Origin of the sequence: Streptomyces sp. CA-249302, from assembly GCF_050936785.1 — a bacterium.
In the GTDB taxonomy this organism is placed as follows: Bacteria; Actinomycetota; Actinomycetes; order Streptomycetales; family Streptomycetaceae; genus Streptomyces.
Window position 1 is genome coordinate 9,016,110 of record NZ_JBNJMG010000001.1, and the last position, 15,955, is coordinate 9,032,064.

16 protein-coding genes and 3 pseudogenes are annotated in these 15,955 nt (G+C 71.9%); 14 read left to right on the forward strand and 5 right to left on the reverse strand.

The genetic code is table 11. From position 1 onward, the window contains the following. The first annotated feature begins 7 nt into the window (after nt 1-7). The 7 genes and pseudogenes from ACQEWB_RS40590 (at nt 8) to ACQEWB_RS40620 (ending at nt 7,994) form a co-directional block, all read left to right on the forward strand. On the forward strand, nt 8-1,996 hold the full coding sequence (locus ACQEWB_RS40590) for a prolyl oligopeptidase family serine peptidase (RefSeq protein WP_432844255.1): 1,989 nt from the start codon (nt 8-10) through the stop codon (nt 1,994-1,996). Beyond that, complete coding sequence (locus ACQEWB_RS40595; RefSeq protein WP_432840315.1) at nt 1,993-2,928, forward strand: S66 peptidase family protein; 936 nt, start codon at nt 1,993-1,995, stop codon at nt 2,926-2,928. The genes ACQEWB_RS40590 and ACQEWB_RS40595 overlap by 4 nt, the downstream gene beginning before the upstream one ends. A gap of 217 nt (nt 2,929-3,145) precedes the next feature. Beyond that, a pseudogene (locus ACQEWB_RS40600) lies at nt 3,146-3,682 on the forward strand (CocE/NonD family hydrolase C-terminal non-catalytic domain-containing protein); the annotation flags it as partial. A gap of 67 nt (nt 3,683-3,749) precedes the next feature. Continuing rightward, nucleotides 3,750-3,995, forward strand: coding sequence for a DUF1049 domain-containing protein (locus tag ACQEWB_RS40605; RefSeq protein WP_432840317.1), 246 nt, complete (start codon nt 3,750-3,752; stop codon nt 3,993-3,995). Between the two features lie 20 nt (nt 3,996-4,015). Then, a complete protein-coding gene (locus ACQEWB_RS40610) occupies nt 4,016-4,591 on the forward strand; it encodes a GNAT family N-acetyltransferase (RefSeq protein ID WP_432840319.1) in 576 nt (191 codons plus the stop codon). A 101-nt stretch (nt 4,592-4,692) separates the two neighbouring features. Beyond that, nucleotides 4,693-6,654, forward strand: coding sequence for a DUF5107 domain-containing protein (locus ACQEWB_RS40615; RefSeq protein WP_432840321.1), 1,962 nt, complete (start codon nt 4,693-4,695; stop codon nt 6,652-6,654). Nucleotides 6,655-6,749: 95 nt separating this feature from the next. Beyond that, complete coding sequence (locus tag ACQEWB_RS40620; RefSeq protein ID WP_432840323.1) at nt 6,750-7,994, forward strand: M48 family metallopeptidase; 1,245 nt, start codon at nt 6,750-6,752, stop codon at nt 7,992-7,994. 33 nt (nt 7,995-8,027) lie between these two features. Here ACQEWB_RS40620 and ACQEWB_RS40625 read toward each other — a convergent pair whose 3' ends face one another. Beyond that, a complete protein-coding gene (locus tag ACQEWB_RS40625) occupies nt 8,028-8,375 on the reverse strand; it encodes a VOC family protein (RefSeq protein ID WP_432840325.1) in 348 nt (115 codons plus the stop codon). A gap of 52 nt (nt 8,376-8,427) precedes the next feature. Beyond that, nucleotides 8,428-9,189 (reverse strand): TetR/AcrR family transcriptional regulator, encoded by a 762-nt coding sequence (locus ACQEWB_RS40630; RefSeq protein WP_432840327.1) that lies wholly within the window; start codon nt 9,187-9,189, stop codon nt 8,428-8,430. Nucleotides 9,190-9,289: 100 nt separating this feature from the next. Here ACQEWB_RS40630 and ACQEWB_RS40635 point away from each other — a divergent pair, with 100 nt between their 5' ends. After that, complete coding sequence (locus ACQEWB_RS40635; RefSeq protein WP_432840329.1) at nt 9,290-9,730, forward strand: SRPBCC family protein; 441 nt, start codon at nt 9,290-9,292, stop codon at nt 9,728-9,730. Between the two features lie 4 nt (nt 9,731-9,734). On the opposite strand, the pseudogene ACQEWB_RS40640 reads toward ACQEWB_RS40635, so the two are convergent. Further along, nucleotides 9,735-10,120 (reverse strand): annotated as a pseudogene (locus ACQEWB_RS40640) (enolase C-terminal domain-like protein); the annotation flags it as partial. Nucleotides 10,121-10,125: 5 nt separating this feature from the next. On the opposite strand from ACQEWB_RS40640, the gene ACQEWB_RS40645 reads away from it, so the two are divergent. The 3 genes and pseudogenes from ACQEWB_RS40645 to ACQEWB_RS40655 all read left to right on the forward strand — a co-directional run bounded on the left by ACQEWB_RS40645 (nt 10,126) and on the right by ACQEWB_RS40655 (nt 11,668). Further along, nucleotides 10,126-10,446 (forward strand): hypothetical protein, encoded by a 321-nt coding sequence (locus tag ACQEWB_RS40645; RefSeq protein WP_432840331.1) that lies wholly within the window; start codon nt 10,126-10,128, stop codon nt 10,444-10,446. A 233-nt stretch (nt 10,447-10,679) separates the two neighbouring features. Further along, a pseudogene (locus ACQEWB_RS40650) lies at nt 10,680-10,892 on the forward strand (gas vesicle protein); the annotation flags it as partial. Continuing rightward, on the forward strand, nt 10,889-11,668 hold the full coding sequence (locus ACQEWB_RS40655) for a GvpL/GvpF family gas vesicle protein (protein WP_432840333.1): 780 nt from the start codon (nt 10,889-10,891) through the stop codon (nt 11,666-11,668). The pseudogene ACQEWB_RS40650 and the gene ACQEWB_RS40655, both read left to right, overlap by 4 nt. 127 nt (nt 11,669-11,795) lie before the next feature. Here ACQEWB_RS40655 and ACQEWB_RS40660 read toward each other — a convergent pair whose 3' ends face one another. Together ACQEWB_RS40660 and ACQEWB_RS40665 are read right to left on the reverse strand one after the other, a co-directional pair. After that, nucleotides 11,796-11,966 carry a hydrophobic protein gene (locus ACQEWB_RS40660; RefSeq protein WP_360843215.1) on the reverse strand — a complete coding sequence of 57 codons (171 nt, stop codon included), beginning with the start codon at nt 11,964-11,966 and terminating at the stop codon, nt 11,796-11,798. A gap of 41 nt (nt 11,967-12,007) precedes the next feature. Beyond that, nucleotides 12,008-12,829 (reverse strand): class I SAM-dependent methyltransferase, encoded by an 822-nt coding sequence (locus ACQEWB_RS40665; RefSeq protein WP_432840335.1) that lies wholly within the window; start codon nt 12,827-12,829, stop codon nt 12,008-12,010. A 185-nt stretch (nt 12,830-13,014) separates the two neighbouring features. Between ACQEWB_RS40665 and ACQEWB_RS40670 the strand changes: the two genes are divergently transcribed. The 3 genes from ACQEWB_RS40670 (at nt 13,015) to ACQEWB_RS40680 (ending at nt 15,666) form a co-directional block, all read left to right on the forward strand. After that, entirely contained in the window at nt 13,015-13,671 is a 657-nt protein-coding gene (locus ACQEWB_RS40670; protein WP_432840337.1) for a histidine phosphatase family protein, read from the forward strand. 62 nt (nt 13,672-13,733) lie between these two features. Then, complete coding sequence (locus tag ACQEWB_RS40675) at nt 13,734-15,353, forward strand: ATP-binding cassette domain-containing protein (protein ID WP_432840339.1); 1,620 nt, start codon at nt 13,734-13,736, stop codon at nt 15,351-15,353. 64 nt (nt 15,354-15,417) lie between these two features. Next, nucleotides 15,418-15,666, forward strand: coding sequence for a DUF6158 family protein (locus ACQEWB_RS40680; protein ID WP_432840341.1), 249 nt, complete (start codon nt 15,418-15,420; stop codon nt 15,664-15,666). The last annotated feature ends 289 nt before the right edge of the window (nt 15,667-15,955 follow it).

A 15,955-nucleotide genomic window follows, 5' to 3' on the forward strand; every position in this document is an offset into this window, starting at 1 on the left:
GAAGAACGTGGAGACCCTGCCGTACGGTTCCTGGCCCTCGCCCATCGACGCGGCCCTGGCGGCCGCGCACGACGGGCATCCCGAGTACGTCGGCTTCGTCGGCGACGAGGCGTGGTGGACCGAGCCACGGCCCACCGAGGGCGGCCGGCGCACCCTCGTGCGGCGACGCGTCGGCGGCCGGGAGGAGTCGGTGCTGCCCGCGCCGTGGAACGTCCGCAGCCGGGTCATCGAGTACGGCGGCCACCCCTGGGCCGGTGCGATCGTGGACGGCCGGCCGCTCGTGGTGTTCGTCGACTTCGCCGACCAGCGGCTCTACCGGTACGAACTCGACGGCGAGCCGCAGCCGTTGACCCCCGTGTCCCTCGTGGGCGGCGGACTGCGCTGGGCGGAACCGCGGTTGGTGCTCGACCGTGGTGAAGTGTGGTGTGTCCTGGAGGAGTTCACCGGCGACGGGCCCACCGATGTGCGCCGGGTGCCGGCCGCCGTACCGCTGGACGGCTCGGCCGCGCAGGACCGGGACGCGGTACGCGAACTCGCCGACGCGCGGCACCGGTTCGTCACCGGCCCCCGTCTCTCGCCGGACGGGCGCAGCGCCGCCTGGCTGGCCTGGGACCATCCGCGGATGCCGTGGGACGGCACCGAACTGGTCGTCGCCGGGGTGGCGGAGGACGGCACTCTCCGGCGGCAGCGGACCGTGGCCGGCGGGCCCCGGGAGTCGATCGCGCAGGTCGACTGGGCTGCCGACGGTTCCCTCCTCTACGCGAGCGACCGCACCGGCTGGTGGAACCTCTACCGCGACGGCACCCCGCTCTGCCCGCGCGAGGAGGAGTTCGCCGGACCGCTGTGGAAGCTCGGCCAGCGCTGGTTCGCCCCGCTGGACAGCGGCCTGATCGCCGTCGTGCACGGCCGCGGCGCCACCGCCCTCGGGATACTGGACCCGGAGACCGGCGAGATCGTCGACGCGGCAGGCCCCTGGACCGAGTTCGCGCCCACCCTCGCGGTGCACGGCGAGCGGGTCGTGGCCGTCGGCGCGAGCCCGCGCAGCGCCTACGAGGTCGTCGAGCTGAACACCCTCCGCCACGCTCGAACGGACTCGCGCGGGGGCGCCCCCATCGGCCGGGCCCGCGTCATCGGCGCCGAGCACGACGACGCCGTCGACCCCGCCCACTACCCCGAGCCGCAGATCCGCACCTTCACCGGCCCCGCCGGGCGCGACGTCCACGCGCACATCTACCCGCCGCACAACCCGGGTTGCGTTCCGCCCGGCGACGAACTGCCGCCCTACGTCGTCCGGGCGCACGGCGGCCCCACCAGCCGGGCGCCCCTCGTCCTCGACCTGGAGATCGCCTACTTCACCTCCCGGGGCATCGGCGTCGCCGAGGTCAACTACGGCGGCTCGACCGGGCACGGGCGCGAGTACCGGAACCGGCTGCGCGAGCAGTGGGGTGTCGTCGACGTCGAGGACTGCGCGGCCGTCGCGCTCGCCCTCGCCGACGAGGGCACCGCAGACCGCGACCGGCTGGCGATCCGCGGTGGCAGCGCGGGCGGCTGGACCACGGCCGCCTCGCTCACCAGCACCGACGTCTACGCCTGCGGCACGATCATCTACCCCGTCCTCGACCTGGCCGGCTGGGGCGCGGGGGAGACCCACGACTTCGAGTCGCAGTACCTGGAGACCCTGGTCGGACCGCTCGCGGAGGTGCCGGCCCGGTACGTGGAGCGCTCGCCCACCGAGCACGCCGACCGGATCACCGCGCCCTTCCTGCTGCTCCAGGGCCTGGACGACGTGATCTGCCCGCCCGCCCAGTGCGAGCGGTTCCTGGAGCGGATCGCGGGGCGGCGGGTACCGCACGCGTACATCGCCTTCGAGGGCGAGGGCCACGGCTTCCGCCGGGCGGAGACCATGATCCGCGTCCTGGAGTCCGAACTCTCCCTCTACGCCCAGGTGTTCGGCCTCAACCCGCGTGACGTGCCGACCCTGGAGCTGTCCAAGTGACTGAAGAGGTACGCGAACTCGTCCGCCCGTCCCGGCTCGCGCCCGGCGCCCGGGTCGCCGTCGTCGCGCCCAGCGGGCCGGTGCCGGAGGAGCGGCTGCAGGCCGGCCTTGACGTGCTGCGGGGGTGGGACCTCGACCCGGTGACGGCACCTCATGTCCTGGACCGGCACGGTGAGTTCAACTACCTGGCGGGCGCGGACGCCGATCGCGCGGCCGACCTCCAGGCCGCCTGGTGCGACCCGTCCGTGGACGCCGTGCTGTGCGCGCGGGGCGGCTACGGCGTCCAGCGCATGGTCGAGCTGCTCGACTGGGAGGCGATGCGGGCCGCCGGCCCCAAGGTCTTCGTCGGCTTCAGCGACATCACCGCGCTGCACGAGGCCTTCGCCGCCCGGCTCGGCCTCGTCACCCTGCACGGACCGATGGCCGCCGGGATCGACTTCATCAAGAACGCCCGGGCGCAGGAACACCTCAAGGCCACCCTCTTCGCACCGGAGACGGTCCGCACGATCACCTCCGGCGGTACCGCCCTCGTCCCCGGCCGGGCCCGCGGTGTGACCCTCGGCGGCTGTCTGTCCCTGCTCGCCGCCGACCTGGGCACACCGCACGCCCGGCCCGGTGCGCGCGGCGGACTGCTCTGCCTGGAGGACGTGGGCGAGGAGACGTACCGCCTCGACCGCTACCTCACCCAACTCCTGCGCGCGGGCTGGTTCGAGGGCGTGCGAGGGGTGCTGCTCGGGTCGTGGCACGACTGCGGTCCGTACGAGAAGGTGCGTGCGCTGCTCGTCGACCGGCTCGGCGGCCTCGGGGTGCCGGTGGCCGAGGAGTTCGGGTTCGGGCACTGCGCGGGGGCGTTGACCATACCCTTCGGCGTCACCGCCGAACTCGACGCCGACGCGGGCACGTTGACGCTCGACCGGCCCGCCCTGCGCTGACCTCCCGGTTGCTGAATTCCTGTCAAGAAACTCCCGTACCGGCGATTGGCCTCGCCTGACACGTGTCACACCATGTCAACCGACCGGTACTTACCGGTCGGTAAGCAGGGTTGTCCGCAGCGTGCCTCAGTGTGGAGGTCTCCGTGTCCCGACGTGTGCCCAGATTCCGAGCACCCCTCGTCCTCGCCCTCGGCGCCGCACTCACCGCACCTTTCGCGTCGACAACCGCAACAAGGTGGCGCGGGGCAGCCGTACGTACAGCAACTGGCCTGTCCCCACCAGCCATTCGGAGAGCTCGCTGTACGGGATCCTCGGGCTGCCCTACCCGGCGCCGTACGACACCGAGGGCACCTACCTCGGCTGGACCAGCGAACCCCTCGCCCGCACCACGGACGTCGTCGGCGCGCCCAGGGCCAGGCTGACGGTCGTGTCCCCGAAGGCCGCGCAGGCGCAGGGCTCCGGGAACGCGGCCGACAAGCTCGTCCTGTTCGCCAAGCTGTACGACATCGCGCCCGACGGCACCAGGACGCTGGTGCACCGACTGGTCGCGCCGGTGCGGGTGCCGGACGTGACCAAGAGCTTCACGGTGACCCTGCCGGGCATCGTGCACCGGTACGAGAAGGGGCACCGGCTGCGGTTCGTGATCGCGGCGAGCGACGACGCGTACTTCGGGAACCGGGGGGGCAAGCCGGTGACCGTGGTCAGCGCGCCGGGGGACGCCGGGGTGCTGGAGCTGCCCGTGGTCCGGGACTGACCGGCTCCGTCACCCGGACGGCGGCTCCTGCTGTGTGAGCGGGGGCCCTCGGGCCCAGCCTGGCGGTATGAGCCCGAAGACCGCCGAGAGCGGCGCCAAGAGCGGGGGCCGGGGCCGGCAGCTGATGACCCCGTCGCGGATCATCGTGCTGCTCCTCGGCGTCCTCGCCCTGATCTTCATCTTCGAGAACACCCGCGCCACCAGGATCCGCCTGCTGATCCCCGAGGTCACGATGCCGCTGTGGATGGCACTGCTGGCCACGGGGGTCATCGGCGCCCTGTGCGGGGCGTACTTCATGAAACGGCGAAGCTAGTACGCCGTTAGGGTGGCGGGATGCCGCATGCTTCCCGCTACCTCGCCGAAGGTCCCCGGGTGGGGATACGTCACTTCGCCTATGCGGACGGTGCCGAGTTCACCGCCCGGGCCCGGGAGAGCAAGGACCTGCACCATCCCTGGCTGTTCCCGCCGGACACCGCCGACGGGTACGCGGCGTACGCGGCCCGACTGATCGAGGACCGGACCAAGGCGGGGTTCATGGTCTGCGAGAAGGCGGGTGAGCACGGCGACGGGGCTGCCGAGGGGGCCATCGCCGGGTTCGTCAACATCAACAACATCGTCGAGGGCGGCTTCCAGTGCGGCGCGCTCGGATACGGCGCGTTCGCGCACGCGGCCGGACGGGGGCTGATGCGGGAGGGGCTGGACCTGGTGGTGGGGTACGCGTTCGGTGCGATGCGGCTGCACCGGCTGGAGATCAACGTACAGCCCCGGAACGCCGCGTCGATCGCCCTGGCCCGCTCGTGCGGCTTCCGCCTCGAAGGCTTCTCCCCGGCCATGATCTTCATCGACGGGGCCTGGCGGGATCACGAGCGCTGGGCGCTCACCGCCGAGATGCGGGGCGCTTCGCGGTAAGTGCCGCGACGGGGCGTCGGTTCTCCGCCGCGCCGTCGGGTCCGCCTTTGCGGAAACCTGACCGGTACCTCCCCTGGTCAGCTCATCGGAGAGCGGCTTCCATGGTGATCGTGACGACGATCCGACGTGAGGTACTGACGTTGCCCGCAGCGGAGTTGGGCCCGGACAACCCGCTGCCCCCGCTGCGCCTGCTCCACGAAGTCCACCGCATCGACGACCGGGACCGCGAGGAACTGCCGCGCGAGATGGCGCGGCAGGTCGGGTACGAGCGCCTGCGCAGCCTGCTGCCCGTGCGGGTCCGGGACGGGTACGGGCGTACCCGCGAACCCCGTGAGATCGACACCCTGGTGATCGAGAACGACCGGCTGAAGGCCACCGTCCTGCCCGGCCTCGGCGGCCGCGTCGCCTCCCTCCTCCACAAGCCCACCGGACGCGAACTCCTGTACCGCAACCCGGTGTTCCAGCCCGCGAACTTCGCCCTGAACGGCGCCTGGTTCTCCGGCGGCATCGAGTGGAACATCGGCGCCACCGGCCACACCCCCCTCTCCTGCGCGCCCCTGCACGCAGCCCGCGTCCCCGCCCCGGACGGCGGCGAAATGCTCCGCCTGTGGGAGTGGGACCGGCTGCGCGACCTCCCGTTCCAGATCGACCTGTGGCTGCCGGACGGCTCCGACTTCCTCTACGTCGGCGTCCGCGTCCGCAATCCGCAGGAGCGGCCCGTGCCGACCTACTGGTGGTCCAACATCGCCGTACCCGAGGAGTGCCGGGTGCTGGCGCCCGCCGACGAGGCCTGGCACTTCGGGTACGAGCGGCGGCTGCGCCGGGTGCCCGTGCCGACGTACGACGGAATCGACCGCACATACCCGCTCAACAGCCCTTACGCCGCCGACTACTTCTACGAGATCGACGACGACCGGCGGCGCTGGATCGCCGCCCTCGACGCCGACGGGCACGGGCTCGTGCAGACGTCCACCGACGTACTGCGTGGCCGCAAGCTGTTCGTGTGGGGCAACGGGGACGGCGGGCGGCGCTGGCAGGAGTGGCTCACCGAACCGGGCACCGGCGGCTACTGCGAGATCCAGGCGGGGCTCGCCCGCACGCAGTTGGAGCACGTCCGGCTGGAACCGGAGAGCGAGCTGAGCTGGCTGGAGGCGTACGGGCCGCTCGACGCACACCCCGAGGGGGAGTGGGCGGCCGTGCTGCGAGGCGCCGAGGTCAGGTTGGAGGCGGCCCTGCCGCGCGCCGAACTGGACGCCGCGTACAGCGCCTGGAAGCCGTATGCCGACACCGAACCGGGCGAGGTTCTGGCCGCCGGCTCCGGCTGGGGCGCGCTCGAAGTGCTGCGCGCCGACTGGAAGTTGCCCGGCACCCCCTTCGACGAGGACACGCTCGGCGAGGAACAGGAACCGTGGGTACAACTGCTGCGGGCCGGTTCCTTTCCCGAGCCGCGCCGGGTGCGGCCGCCCGGACAGACGCTGGTCGCCCCGCACTGGCGGGACATGCTGGAGACCGCGCCGGCCACCCCGCTCACCGAGTACCACCTGGGCGTCGCCCAGTGGCACGCCGGCGACCGGGCGCAGGCGGTGCGCAGCTGGGAGCGGGCGCTCGAACTCGCCCCGTCCCTCTGGCCGTTGCTGCGCTGCCTCGCCGTCGCCGACCAGGAGAGCGGCAACCACGAGCGGGCCGCCGTCCGCTACGCCGACGCCTTCGACGACCTGTGCCACGAGCGGCGCGACAACGGCGAGTCCTGGACCGCGGCCACGGCCGCGCTGGGTCGCGAGACGATCGAGGCGCTGCTCGCCGTGGGACGCACCGCGCAGGCGCGGGGCGTGTGGCAGCGGCTGCACCCCGCCACACGCGAGCGTGGCCGGTTCCGGCTGATCGAGGTCGGGCTGCTGCGCGCGGAAGGGCGGGACGAGGAGGCGCTCGACGTGTTCCGGGCCGGCTTCGAGGTGGCCGACCTGCGGGAGGGCGCGGAGGCCCTCGGCCGGCTGTGGTCCCGGATCACCGACGAACCGCTGCCGCCGCACTACGACTTCCGTATGCGTCCGACCGAGTCCTGAGACGTAGCGAAGTCGGCCCCGCCCCGGCCGAACCGGAGCGGGGCCCGCCCTCGTCGCCGCACACGAGGACACGGCGGCAACGGGGGTGGGCACGCATGGCCGAGCAGACGACCGAACAGACCTGTCCGCAGTGCGGGGCTGACATGCCCGTCGACGAGGGCTATCCCGTGTGGTGCACGGGCTGCGAGTGGAACGTCGCCCCCGAGCTCTTCGTCTACGGCCTCGGCGGCACCGCCGCGCGCCGGCGCGAACTCGCCGGACGGCATGCCGAGGGGACCTTCGAGGAACTGGCCCGCGAGGGCACGCAGCGGCGCCGGGCCTGGCTGACGGCCTCGTACGTCCTGTCGTACCTCCTGGCCTTCACGGTGCACGGGCTGTCGCTCGCGCTGCTGGGGGCGGGAGTCGGGCTGCTCGTGGCGGGCGGCGGCAACCCGGTCGCCTGGGTGGTGGGCGGGGCTCTGGTGCTGCTGTTCCTGGTCCTGCTGCCGCACTTCCCGCGGCTGGGCTCCGGGGTGCCCCGGCTGGAACGGGCGGACGCGCCACGGCTGTTCGGGCTGGTCGACCGGGTCGCCCGCGAAGTGGGCACGCGGGGCGTCGACGTGATGGTGGTGGACGGCCGGGTCAACGCGAGTGTCCTCACCTACGGGCTGCGGCAGCGCGTGCTGCACCTCGGGCTCGGGCTGTGGGCCGTACTCACCCCGCAGCAGAAGGTCGCCCTGCTCGGTCACGAGCTCGGCCACTTCGCGGGCGGCGACACCCGGCACGGCAGCGTGGTGGGCAGCGCTCTGCACACGCTTCGGCTGTGGGTGGAGGTGCTCAGGCCCGAGCGCTGGAGCGGGCGGTTCACCCGCGTGCTGGTGGCGGCCCCGCTCACGCTCCCGTACTTCGCGGCGCAGAGCGCGCTGAGCCTGCTGGAGCGGGTTTCGCTACGAGGGTTCCCGCGCCGCGAGTACCTGGCCGACGACCTGGCGGCCGAGGTCGCGTCCACCGAAGGGGCCCGGGACCTGATGGAGACGCTGCTGTACGCCCGGCGCATCGACGACGAACTGCACCGGCTCGCCGCCCTCCCGCGGCCCGACGAGACGCTGTGGCCGCGGCTCGCCGAGCACCTGGCCGCCGTACCGCCGCGCGAGCGTGAACGCCTGCGCAGGGTCAGCGCGTTGGAGTGGCATCAGCAGGACGCTACCCATCCGCCGACGCACCTGCGCATCGAACTCCTCGACCGGCGCGGCCCGTCCGCGGCGAAGGTCGAACTCGACGCACGGACGGCGAAGGCCGTGGAGCGCGAACTGCGTCCGTCGGCAAGGGGATTGGCGCGCGCGATCGCGAAAGAGCGGTGACCGGACCACGGATTGCGGACCACGGACCACGGATTACGGATTGCGGTCCACGTACTCGTACACCACGCCGTCCGGATGCATCGCGATCAGGTTGCGGCCCGCCGGTGTCGACACCGGGCCCGCGATCACGTGGGCGCCGAGTTCGGTGAGCACGCGGTTGGCCTCCTCGACGTCCTTGACGGCGATCGTCGCGGCGACCTTGCGTAGTACCTCCAACTCGGCCTCCGGCCCGCTCATCAGCAGGAAACAGCCGACCGCGGCCACCTGGACGCCACCGCGCTCGAAACGCAGCGCCGTGCCGCCCGCGAGCCGTTCGTAGAAGGGGACGGCGGCCTCCAGGTCGTCGACGCAGACGCGCAGCGTGGCTCCCAGAATGTCCATACGGACGAGCCTAGTTGGGGCGGCCGGAAGAGGAGATCGTTTCGCATGATCGTCACGGTTTCCAAGGGGCGGGCGACTCAGGGGCGGAGCGTCGGGTCACACAATCCGCCGCGTTCGCCGCCGTGCCCTCGAATGCGGCCAGGCCGGTGTCGATGAGTTCGGCCGCGCGGCGGACGTCGGCGGTCACCGCATCATGGATCTGTGCCGCCGTGCGGGTGCCGTCCAGGTGTTTTCCGAGGCTTCGGAACTGGATCGACCACAGTCCGAGCAGGGCGGTCGCCGCGATCTGCGGTTCCGGGTCGTCCGGGTTGCCGCGGGTGCGTCGGGCCAGTGCCTCGGCCGCGACGGTGACGAGTCGGTCGGTCATGTCCCGGTGGTAGGCCCTCAGTGAGGGCGTGGACCTGGTGAGCGCGCCGAAGCGGCGGATCTGGGCGGCGGCCTGGTGGGGGTCGTCCTGCGCGGCGATCCAGGAGGTCAGGGCGCGCAACTCGGCGGAGAGGATCCGCAGCGTCGCCTCGACCGCGGAGTGGTCCGGGTTGGCCAGGCCGGCCCGCAGCGCGGCCGTCGTGGCCTCGCCCCGGTCAAGGATCAGGGACTCCTTGGTGGGGAAGTGGTTGAAGACCGTCTTCTCCGAGACCCCGCAGGCCTGGGCGATCTCCGCCACCCGGACGGCGTCGAAGCCGCGCTCCAGGAACAGTTCGGTCGCCGTGTCGGACAGGCGTTGCCGCAACAGGCGCTTCTTCTGCTCCCGCAGCCCCTCGGCCTCGGGTGCCCCGGTCTGCGGGCGCCATGCCGTCCAGTCCACCGTGCTCATGGCGGCAGAGTAGTACAGCGGCAGAATATTTACTGCTACTGTAAATTTTCAGTGACTGTATGTTTGTTCCGTTTCTTCGGCCGACCGCCTGGGGAGCCCCATGAGCGCCATCCACATCGTCCGCGACTACCCGCACGCCCCCGCCAAGGTCTGGCACGCCGTCACCGACCCCCGGCTCATACCGCTGTGGACGGCCACCGGGGCCGGGGCCCGCCCGGAGGGCTTCACCACCACCGTCGGGTCGCGGTTCCAGTTCATCGCCAAGCCCAAGCCCGGCTGGAGCGGCATCGTCGACTGCGTCGTACTGGAGGCGGACGAGCCCCGGCTGCTGCGCTACTCGTGGACCGACCACGGGGGCGGCGAGACCACCGAGGTCGCCTACCGCATCGAGCCCCATGGGACGGGGACGCGCTTCACCTACGACCACACGGGCTTCACCGGTACGGGCGGGTTCCTGACGGCCCAGATCCTGGGGCATGTCCGGCGCAGGATGCTGAGGGTCGGTCTGTCCGCCGTGCTGGACGACATGGGGGTCGGCTAGGCCCCGCGACCAGGTACTCCTCCACCTCCTCCGCGCGCGGTGTCAGGCCGTGGCCGAGGCCCGTCAGGGGGCGTATCGAGCCGCCCGTCGGGTCGGCGTGGCGGAAGTTGGGGATCGCGGCGGCCGCGTGGGCGTGCGGCGCGCAGGAGTTCCGTGATGCCGCCGCGGTGGGTGGCGTCCACCTGGAGGCAGTCGACCGCGCCTGTGGTGATCATGCGGGCGAAGTAAGGGAGGTCGTAGCCGTATGCGCCGGCCGTGACCGACCCGGATCGCCTGTTTGCGGGTGTACGCGCCGTTCGCGTCGACGTACAACTCCGCGTCGGGGCCGATCACTTGGCGGGCCGTGCGGACCCGGGCCAGGTCGCGTTCGACCGCGCGGCCCCAGCTCTCGGGCGATGGTGGAGCGGCAGATCGACTCCCTCGCCGACCGGCTGCACGGCCGTACCGCCGAGGTCTGCGACCAGATCACGGGCGTCGCGGGCAGGGCGACCGGCCTCGACGCCGGCGAGCAGGACGACGGCGGGGAGCCGGAGGACACTGAGGAGGAGGAACCGCGGGAGGAGGCCGAGGAGCCGACGGACGACGTGCCGGAGGCCGAGGAGGAGCCCCCGGAGCGCGAGGACCGGCTGCCGAAGGGAGGCGACGAGCGATGGCCGAGACGCTCGGATCCGCGACCTCGGCGGCGCGCGGCGCGAAGGACACGACCGACAAGGTGACCGACCTCGCGCACGGCGAGGCCGCCGACCGGCTCAAGGCCGAACTCCAGGAGTTCCTCGCCGCACAGGCCACGCGCCTACTGATGGGCGTCGGCCGCGAACTCGGCGAGACCACAATGAAGTTGAACGAGGTCGCCGTGGGCAAGGGCAAGGGCAAACGCACCGGCAAGGGCAAACGCAAGGGCGGCGCCGGGAAGAAGCCCACCGTCGTCATCGAGTGCCGCGCCGACGACATCGACCTCCTCGACTTCGAACTCCTCACCGTCGAACTCCGGCTCATCGTCGCCTCCGTGGACAAGGCGCGGGAGATGGGTATCGACTGGTGGGAGACGTACCCGGCGCTCTCCTCCGGCGCCCGGCGCCAGGAACTCGTCGGTGAGAGCGCCGAGTTGCGCGCGAAGCCGGCCCAACTGGAGCCGGGCCGTGCCCAGGAGGAGGCCCTATGACCGGACTGCGGTACGTCTACGCCGTCTGTCACCCCTTCGGCGCGGCCCTCCAGGCCCAGCTGACCGGGGTGGCGGGCGACCCGCCCAGACTGCTCGGCCACCACGGCCTCGTCGCTGTGGTGAGCCATGTGCCGGAGCGGGACTTCGCCGAGGAGCCGCTCCGCCGGCATCTGGCGGACCTGGACTGGCTGACCGGCACCGCGCGCGCCCACCAGGGCGTGATCGACGCCCTCACCGCCGTCACCACGCCGCTGCCGCTGCGGCTCGGCACCGTCTTCCGGGACGACAGCGGCGTACGGGTGATGCTGGAGGCCCGCGAGGCCGACTTCCGGCGCACCCTCGACCGGCTGGCGGGACGGGTGGAATGGGGCGTCAAGGTGTACACCGAAACCGAAACCGAGGCCGAGCCCGTGGAAACGGAGCGGCCAGCGGAGAAAGCGTCTTCCGGCCAGGATTGTCTACCGCAACGGCGCACGCGCGCGAAAGCGCACGAGGACCTCTGGGCGAAGGCCGAGGAATTCGCGAGCCGACTGCACGCGGAACTCTCCTCCTTCGCCGAGGACAACCGGCTGCACGCCCCGCAGAATTCCGCGCTCTCCGGCGCATCCGGACGGAATGTGCTCAACGGTGCCTATCTGGTCCCGCGAGAGGACTGTGAGGAATTCGTGGAACTCGTCGACCGCACCAAGGACGACGTGTCGGGGACCACGCCGGAACTCCGCGTCGAACTCACCGGCCCCTGGGCCGCCTACTCTTTCGCCGGGGAGGAGCCGTGACGGGTACGGACTGCGGCCCGAGGACCTCGATCCGGACCTCGGGCCGCCGGGGCGGCTGCTCTGACTCGGTCTGATTCGACTCAGTCTGATTCAGCTCACCGTCGATCCGTCGATCCGTCGATATCGCTCACCACCGATACCAGCGGCCCCTGCCTCCGGCCGCAGTCGTGCCGCGTACCAGGAATCCCAGCAGCCACACCACGAGTACGACCAGTGCAATCCACCAAAGCGCCTTGAGCGCGAATCCGGCGCCGAACAGAATGAGCGCCAGAAGCAATACGAGCAGGACAGCAACCATTCTCCAACCTCCTGCTCTCCGGGTAACCCGGAAAAGGGGATTCAGGCGTCCTTACGGCACAGAATCTCCCCGTGCAGCACACTGAACCAGCCGTCCTCCTGCCGGCCCCATTCCCGCCAGGCCTCCGACACGGCGCGCAGCTGCTCCGTCGTGGCATGTCCGCCCTCGGTGGCCCGCTCCGCGTACGCCGAGGCCAGCGTCCGGTCCGCCCACAGCCCGCTCCACCAGGCCCGCTCCTCCGGCGTCGCGAAGGTCCAGGTGCCGGAGGTGGCCGTGATGTCGGTCAGCCCGGCCCGCAGCGCCCAGGACTTCAGCCGGCGCCCGGCGTCCGGCTCGCCCCCGTTGGCGCGGGCCACCCGTCGGTACAGGTCCGCCCAGTCGTCCATTCCCCGGGACGCCGGGTACCAGGTCATGGCCGCGTAGTCCGAGTCGCGGACGGCGATGAACCCGCCTGGCTTCGTCACCCGCCGCATCTCGCGCAGCGCCTGCACCGGGTCGCCGACGTGCTGGAGCACCTGGTGGGCGTGGACCACGCAGAAGGTGTCGTCGGGATGGTCCAGGGCGTGGATGTCCGCGACCGCGAAGTCCACGTTGGCCAGGCCCCGTTCGGCGGCGGTGGCGCGGGCCTGGTCCAGGATCCCCGGCGCGTGGTCGACGCCGGTGACGTGCCCGTCCGGGACCAGCGCCGCCAGGTCGGCGGTGATGGTGCCCGGTCCGCAGCCGATGTCCAGGATCTTCATGTGGGGCTTCAGTGAGCCGAGCAGATAGGCCGCGGAGTTGGCGGCGGTCCGCCAGGTGTGCGAGCGCAGCACCGACTCGTGGTGCCCGTGCGTGTAGACGGCGGTCTCCTGCGGCTTCGACATGGCTGAACTCCCCTGTTCGACGTCCTGTCGGTACGCCACACGCTACGCCCGCATGTCGAATGATGAGACCTGCGTTTTGACATGTGGACTGACGGGTTGTCAGGCAGTGGCTCATGGTGTGCCGGGTACCCTGAGGAGCCCGTTCGCTGCCAGGAGGCGGCGACCGAGACCCGGAGGGTCCCCGCATGCGTCTGCTCCTCGTACGCCACGGCCAGACTCCCTCCAACGTCGCCTTCCTGCTCGACACGGCCGTGCCCGGGGCGGGCCTGACCGCGCTCGGCGAGCAGCAGGCCGCCGCGCTGCCCGCGGCCCTGGCCGACGAGGACATCGAGGCCCTGTACGCCTCCACGCTCGTCCGCACACAGCTCACCGCGGCGCCGCTGGCGGCCGCCCGGGGCCTCGAGGTGCTGGTGCGCGACGGCATCCGCGAGCTGTCCGCGGGGGACCTGGAGATGCTGCCCGGCGACTCCGAGCAGGGGTTGCTCTACATGAAGACGGTGTTCGCCTGGGCGGACGGGGACACGGCGCTGCGGATGCCGGGCGGCGAGAGCGGGGCGGAGGCGCTCGCCCGCTACGACTCCGTGGTGGCCGAGGCGGCCGACAGCGGGGCCGGGACGGTGGCCATGATCAGCCATGGTGCGGCGATCCGGATGTGGACCGCCGCCCGCGCCGACAACGTCGACGTGCCCTTCGCCGCGGCCCGGCCGCTCGACAACACCGGTGTGGTGATCCTGGAGGGCTCGCCCGCGGACGGCTGGAAGGCGGTGTCCTGGGCGGGGGCGGTCGTGAGCCCCAGCCGCGACAGCGGGCCTGCGGGACGCCCGCTGGACGAAGTGGAATGAGCCCCCACCGGATCGCATAAGAGTTTGCCCGAGCCCCCGGGCCGACCGCAGAATGCGTCCTCATGGGACATCTGGAAGCCGCGCACCTCGAGTACTACCTTCCCGACGGGAGGGCGCTGCTCGGCGATGTGTCGTTCCGGGTGGGAGAAGGAGCCGTCGTCGCGCTCGTCGGGCCGAACGGCGCCGGGAAGACGACCCTGCTGCGGCTGATCTCGGGGGAGCTGAAGCCGCACGGCGGGACCGTCACCGTCGGTGGCGGGCTCGGGGTGATGCGGCAGTTCGTCGGCTCCGTACGGGACGAGACGACCGTACGGGATCTGCTCGTGTCCGTGGCGCCGCCGCGGATCCGCGAGGCCGCGCAGGCCGTCGACAAGGCCGAGCACCTGATCATGACCGTCGACGACGAGGCCGCCCAGCTTCAGTACGCGCAGGCGCTCTCCGACTGGGCCGAGGCGCGCGGGTACGAGGCGGAGACGCTGTGGGACATGTGCACCACGGCCGCGCTCGGGGTGCCGTACGAGAAGGCGCAGTTCCGTGAGGTGCGCACGCTGTCCGGCGGTGAGCAGAAGCGGCTGGTGCTGGAGGCGCTGCTGCGGGGCACCGACGAGGTGCTGCTGCTCGACGAGCCGGACAACTACCTGGACGTGCCCGGCAAGCGCTGGCTGGAGGAGCGGCTCAAGGAGACCCGCAAGACGGTCCTCTTCGTCTCCCACGACCGCGAACTCCTCGCCCGGGCCGCGGAGAAGATCGTCTCCGTGGAGCCCAGTCCCGCCGGTGCCGACGCGTGGGTGCACGGCGGCGGGTTCGCCACCTACCACGACGCCCGGCGCGAACGCTTCGCGCGCTTCGAGGAGTTGCGCAGGCGCTGGGACGAGAAGCACGCCCAGCTGAAGAAGCTGGTGCTGAATCTCCGTCAGGCGGCCAGCATCAGCCACGAGTTGTCCTCCCGCTACCAGGCCGCCCAGACCCGGCTGCGCAAGTTCGAGGAGGCCGGCCCGCCGCCGGAGCCGCCGCGCGAGCAGGACATCAGGATGCGGCTCAAGGGCGGACGTACCGGCGTAAGGGCCGTCACCTGCAAGGGACTTGAACTCACCGGCCTGATGAAACCCTTCGACCTGGAGATCTTCTACGGCGAACGGGTCGCCGTCCTCGGCTCCAACGGCTCCGGCAAGTCGCACTTCCTGCGGCTGCTGGCCGGCGACGACGTGGCGCACACGGGGGAGTGGAAGCTGGGGGCGCGGGTCGTGCCCGGGCACTTCGCGCAGACCCACGCCCACCCGGAGCTGACGGGCCGCATCCTGCTCGACATCCTGTGGCAGGAGCACTCCCAGGACCGCGGCGCGGCCATGTCCCGGCTGCGCCGCTACGAGCTGACGAACCAGGCCGAGCAGGCCTTCGACCGGCTCTCCGGCGGCCAGCAGGCCCGCTTCCAGATCCTGCTCCTGGAACTGGAGGGTGTCACCGCCCTGCTCCTCGACGAGCCGACCGACAACCTCGACCTGGAGTCCGCGGAGGCGCTCCAGGAGGGGCTTGAGGCCTTCGACGGAACGGTGCTCTCGGTGACGCACGACCGGTGGTTCGCGCGTTCGTTCGACCGCTATCTGGTCTTCGGGAGTGACGGGCGGGTACGGGAGACCGCGGAGCCGGTGTGGGACGAGCGGCGGGTCGAGCGGGCGCGGTAGGCCCCGTGCCCCGGATGTTCGTAGAGTGGATGCAGGAGACAGTCACGACGAGCGGGGTACCACCATGGCCGGAGTCGACCCCACCAGGCTGGACGACCAGCAGCTCATGAAGGAGCTGGAGACGATCCACCGCACGCGTCACGACACGCTGCTCTACGGCTCGACCGACGCGCTGCGGGCCCACAACGATCGCATGGCCCAGCTGGAGGGCGAGTACCTGCGCCGCAACCCGCGGCGCATGGTGGCCGCGGGCCGCACCCGGGAAGGCGCCCGCGAACGCCGGAGCGGCGAGTCGGTCACTCCCCGCACCTGACGGCCCCGCCCGCACCGTCATCGCGCCGGCCTGGCCATGGTGCTTCTCGCCGTGTTCATCCCGCTCCGCATGCTCGGCGTGGTGCCGGCACTGGGCCGCTACGAAGAGTTCCCGCTGCCCGCGCGCGGAGAAGGCGGCGGCGGTGGTGTTTGCCGGGGACGGCCCGGGGCAGGCGCAGTGTCAGTGCTTCGGACAGGAGGCACGTCCGTGGGAACGGCTCCGAGCCGCCCCGGTCGCGCCTGTTCCGAGGCACGGCCGCACTCCCACGGTGACCGTCCAACCCAGAGCA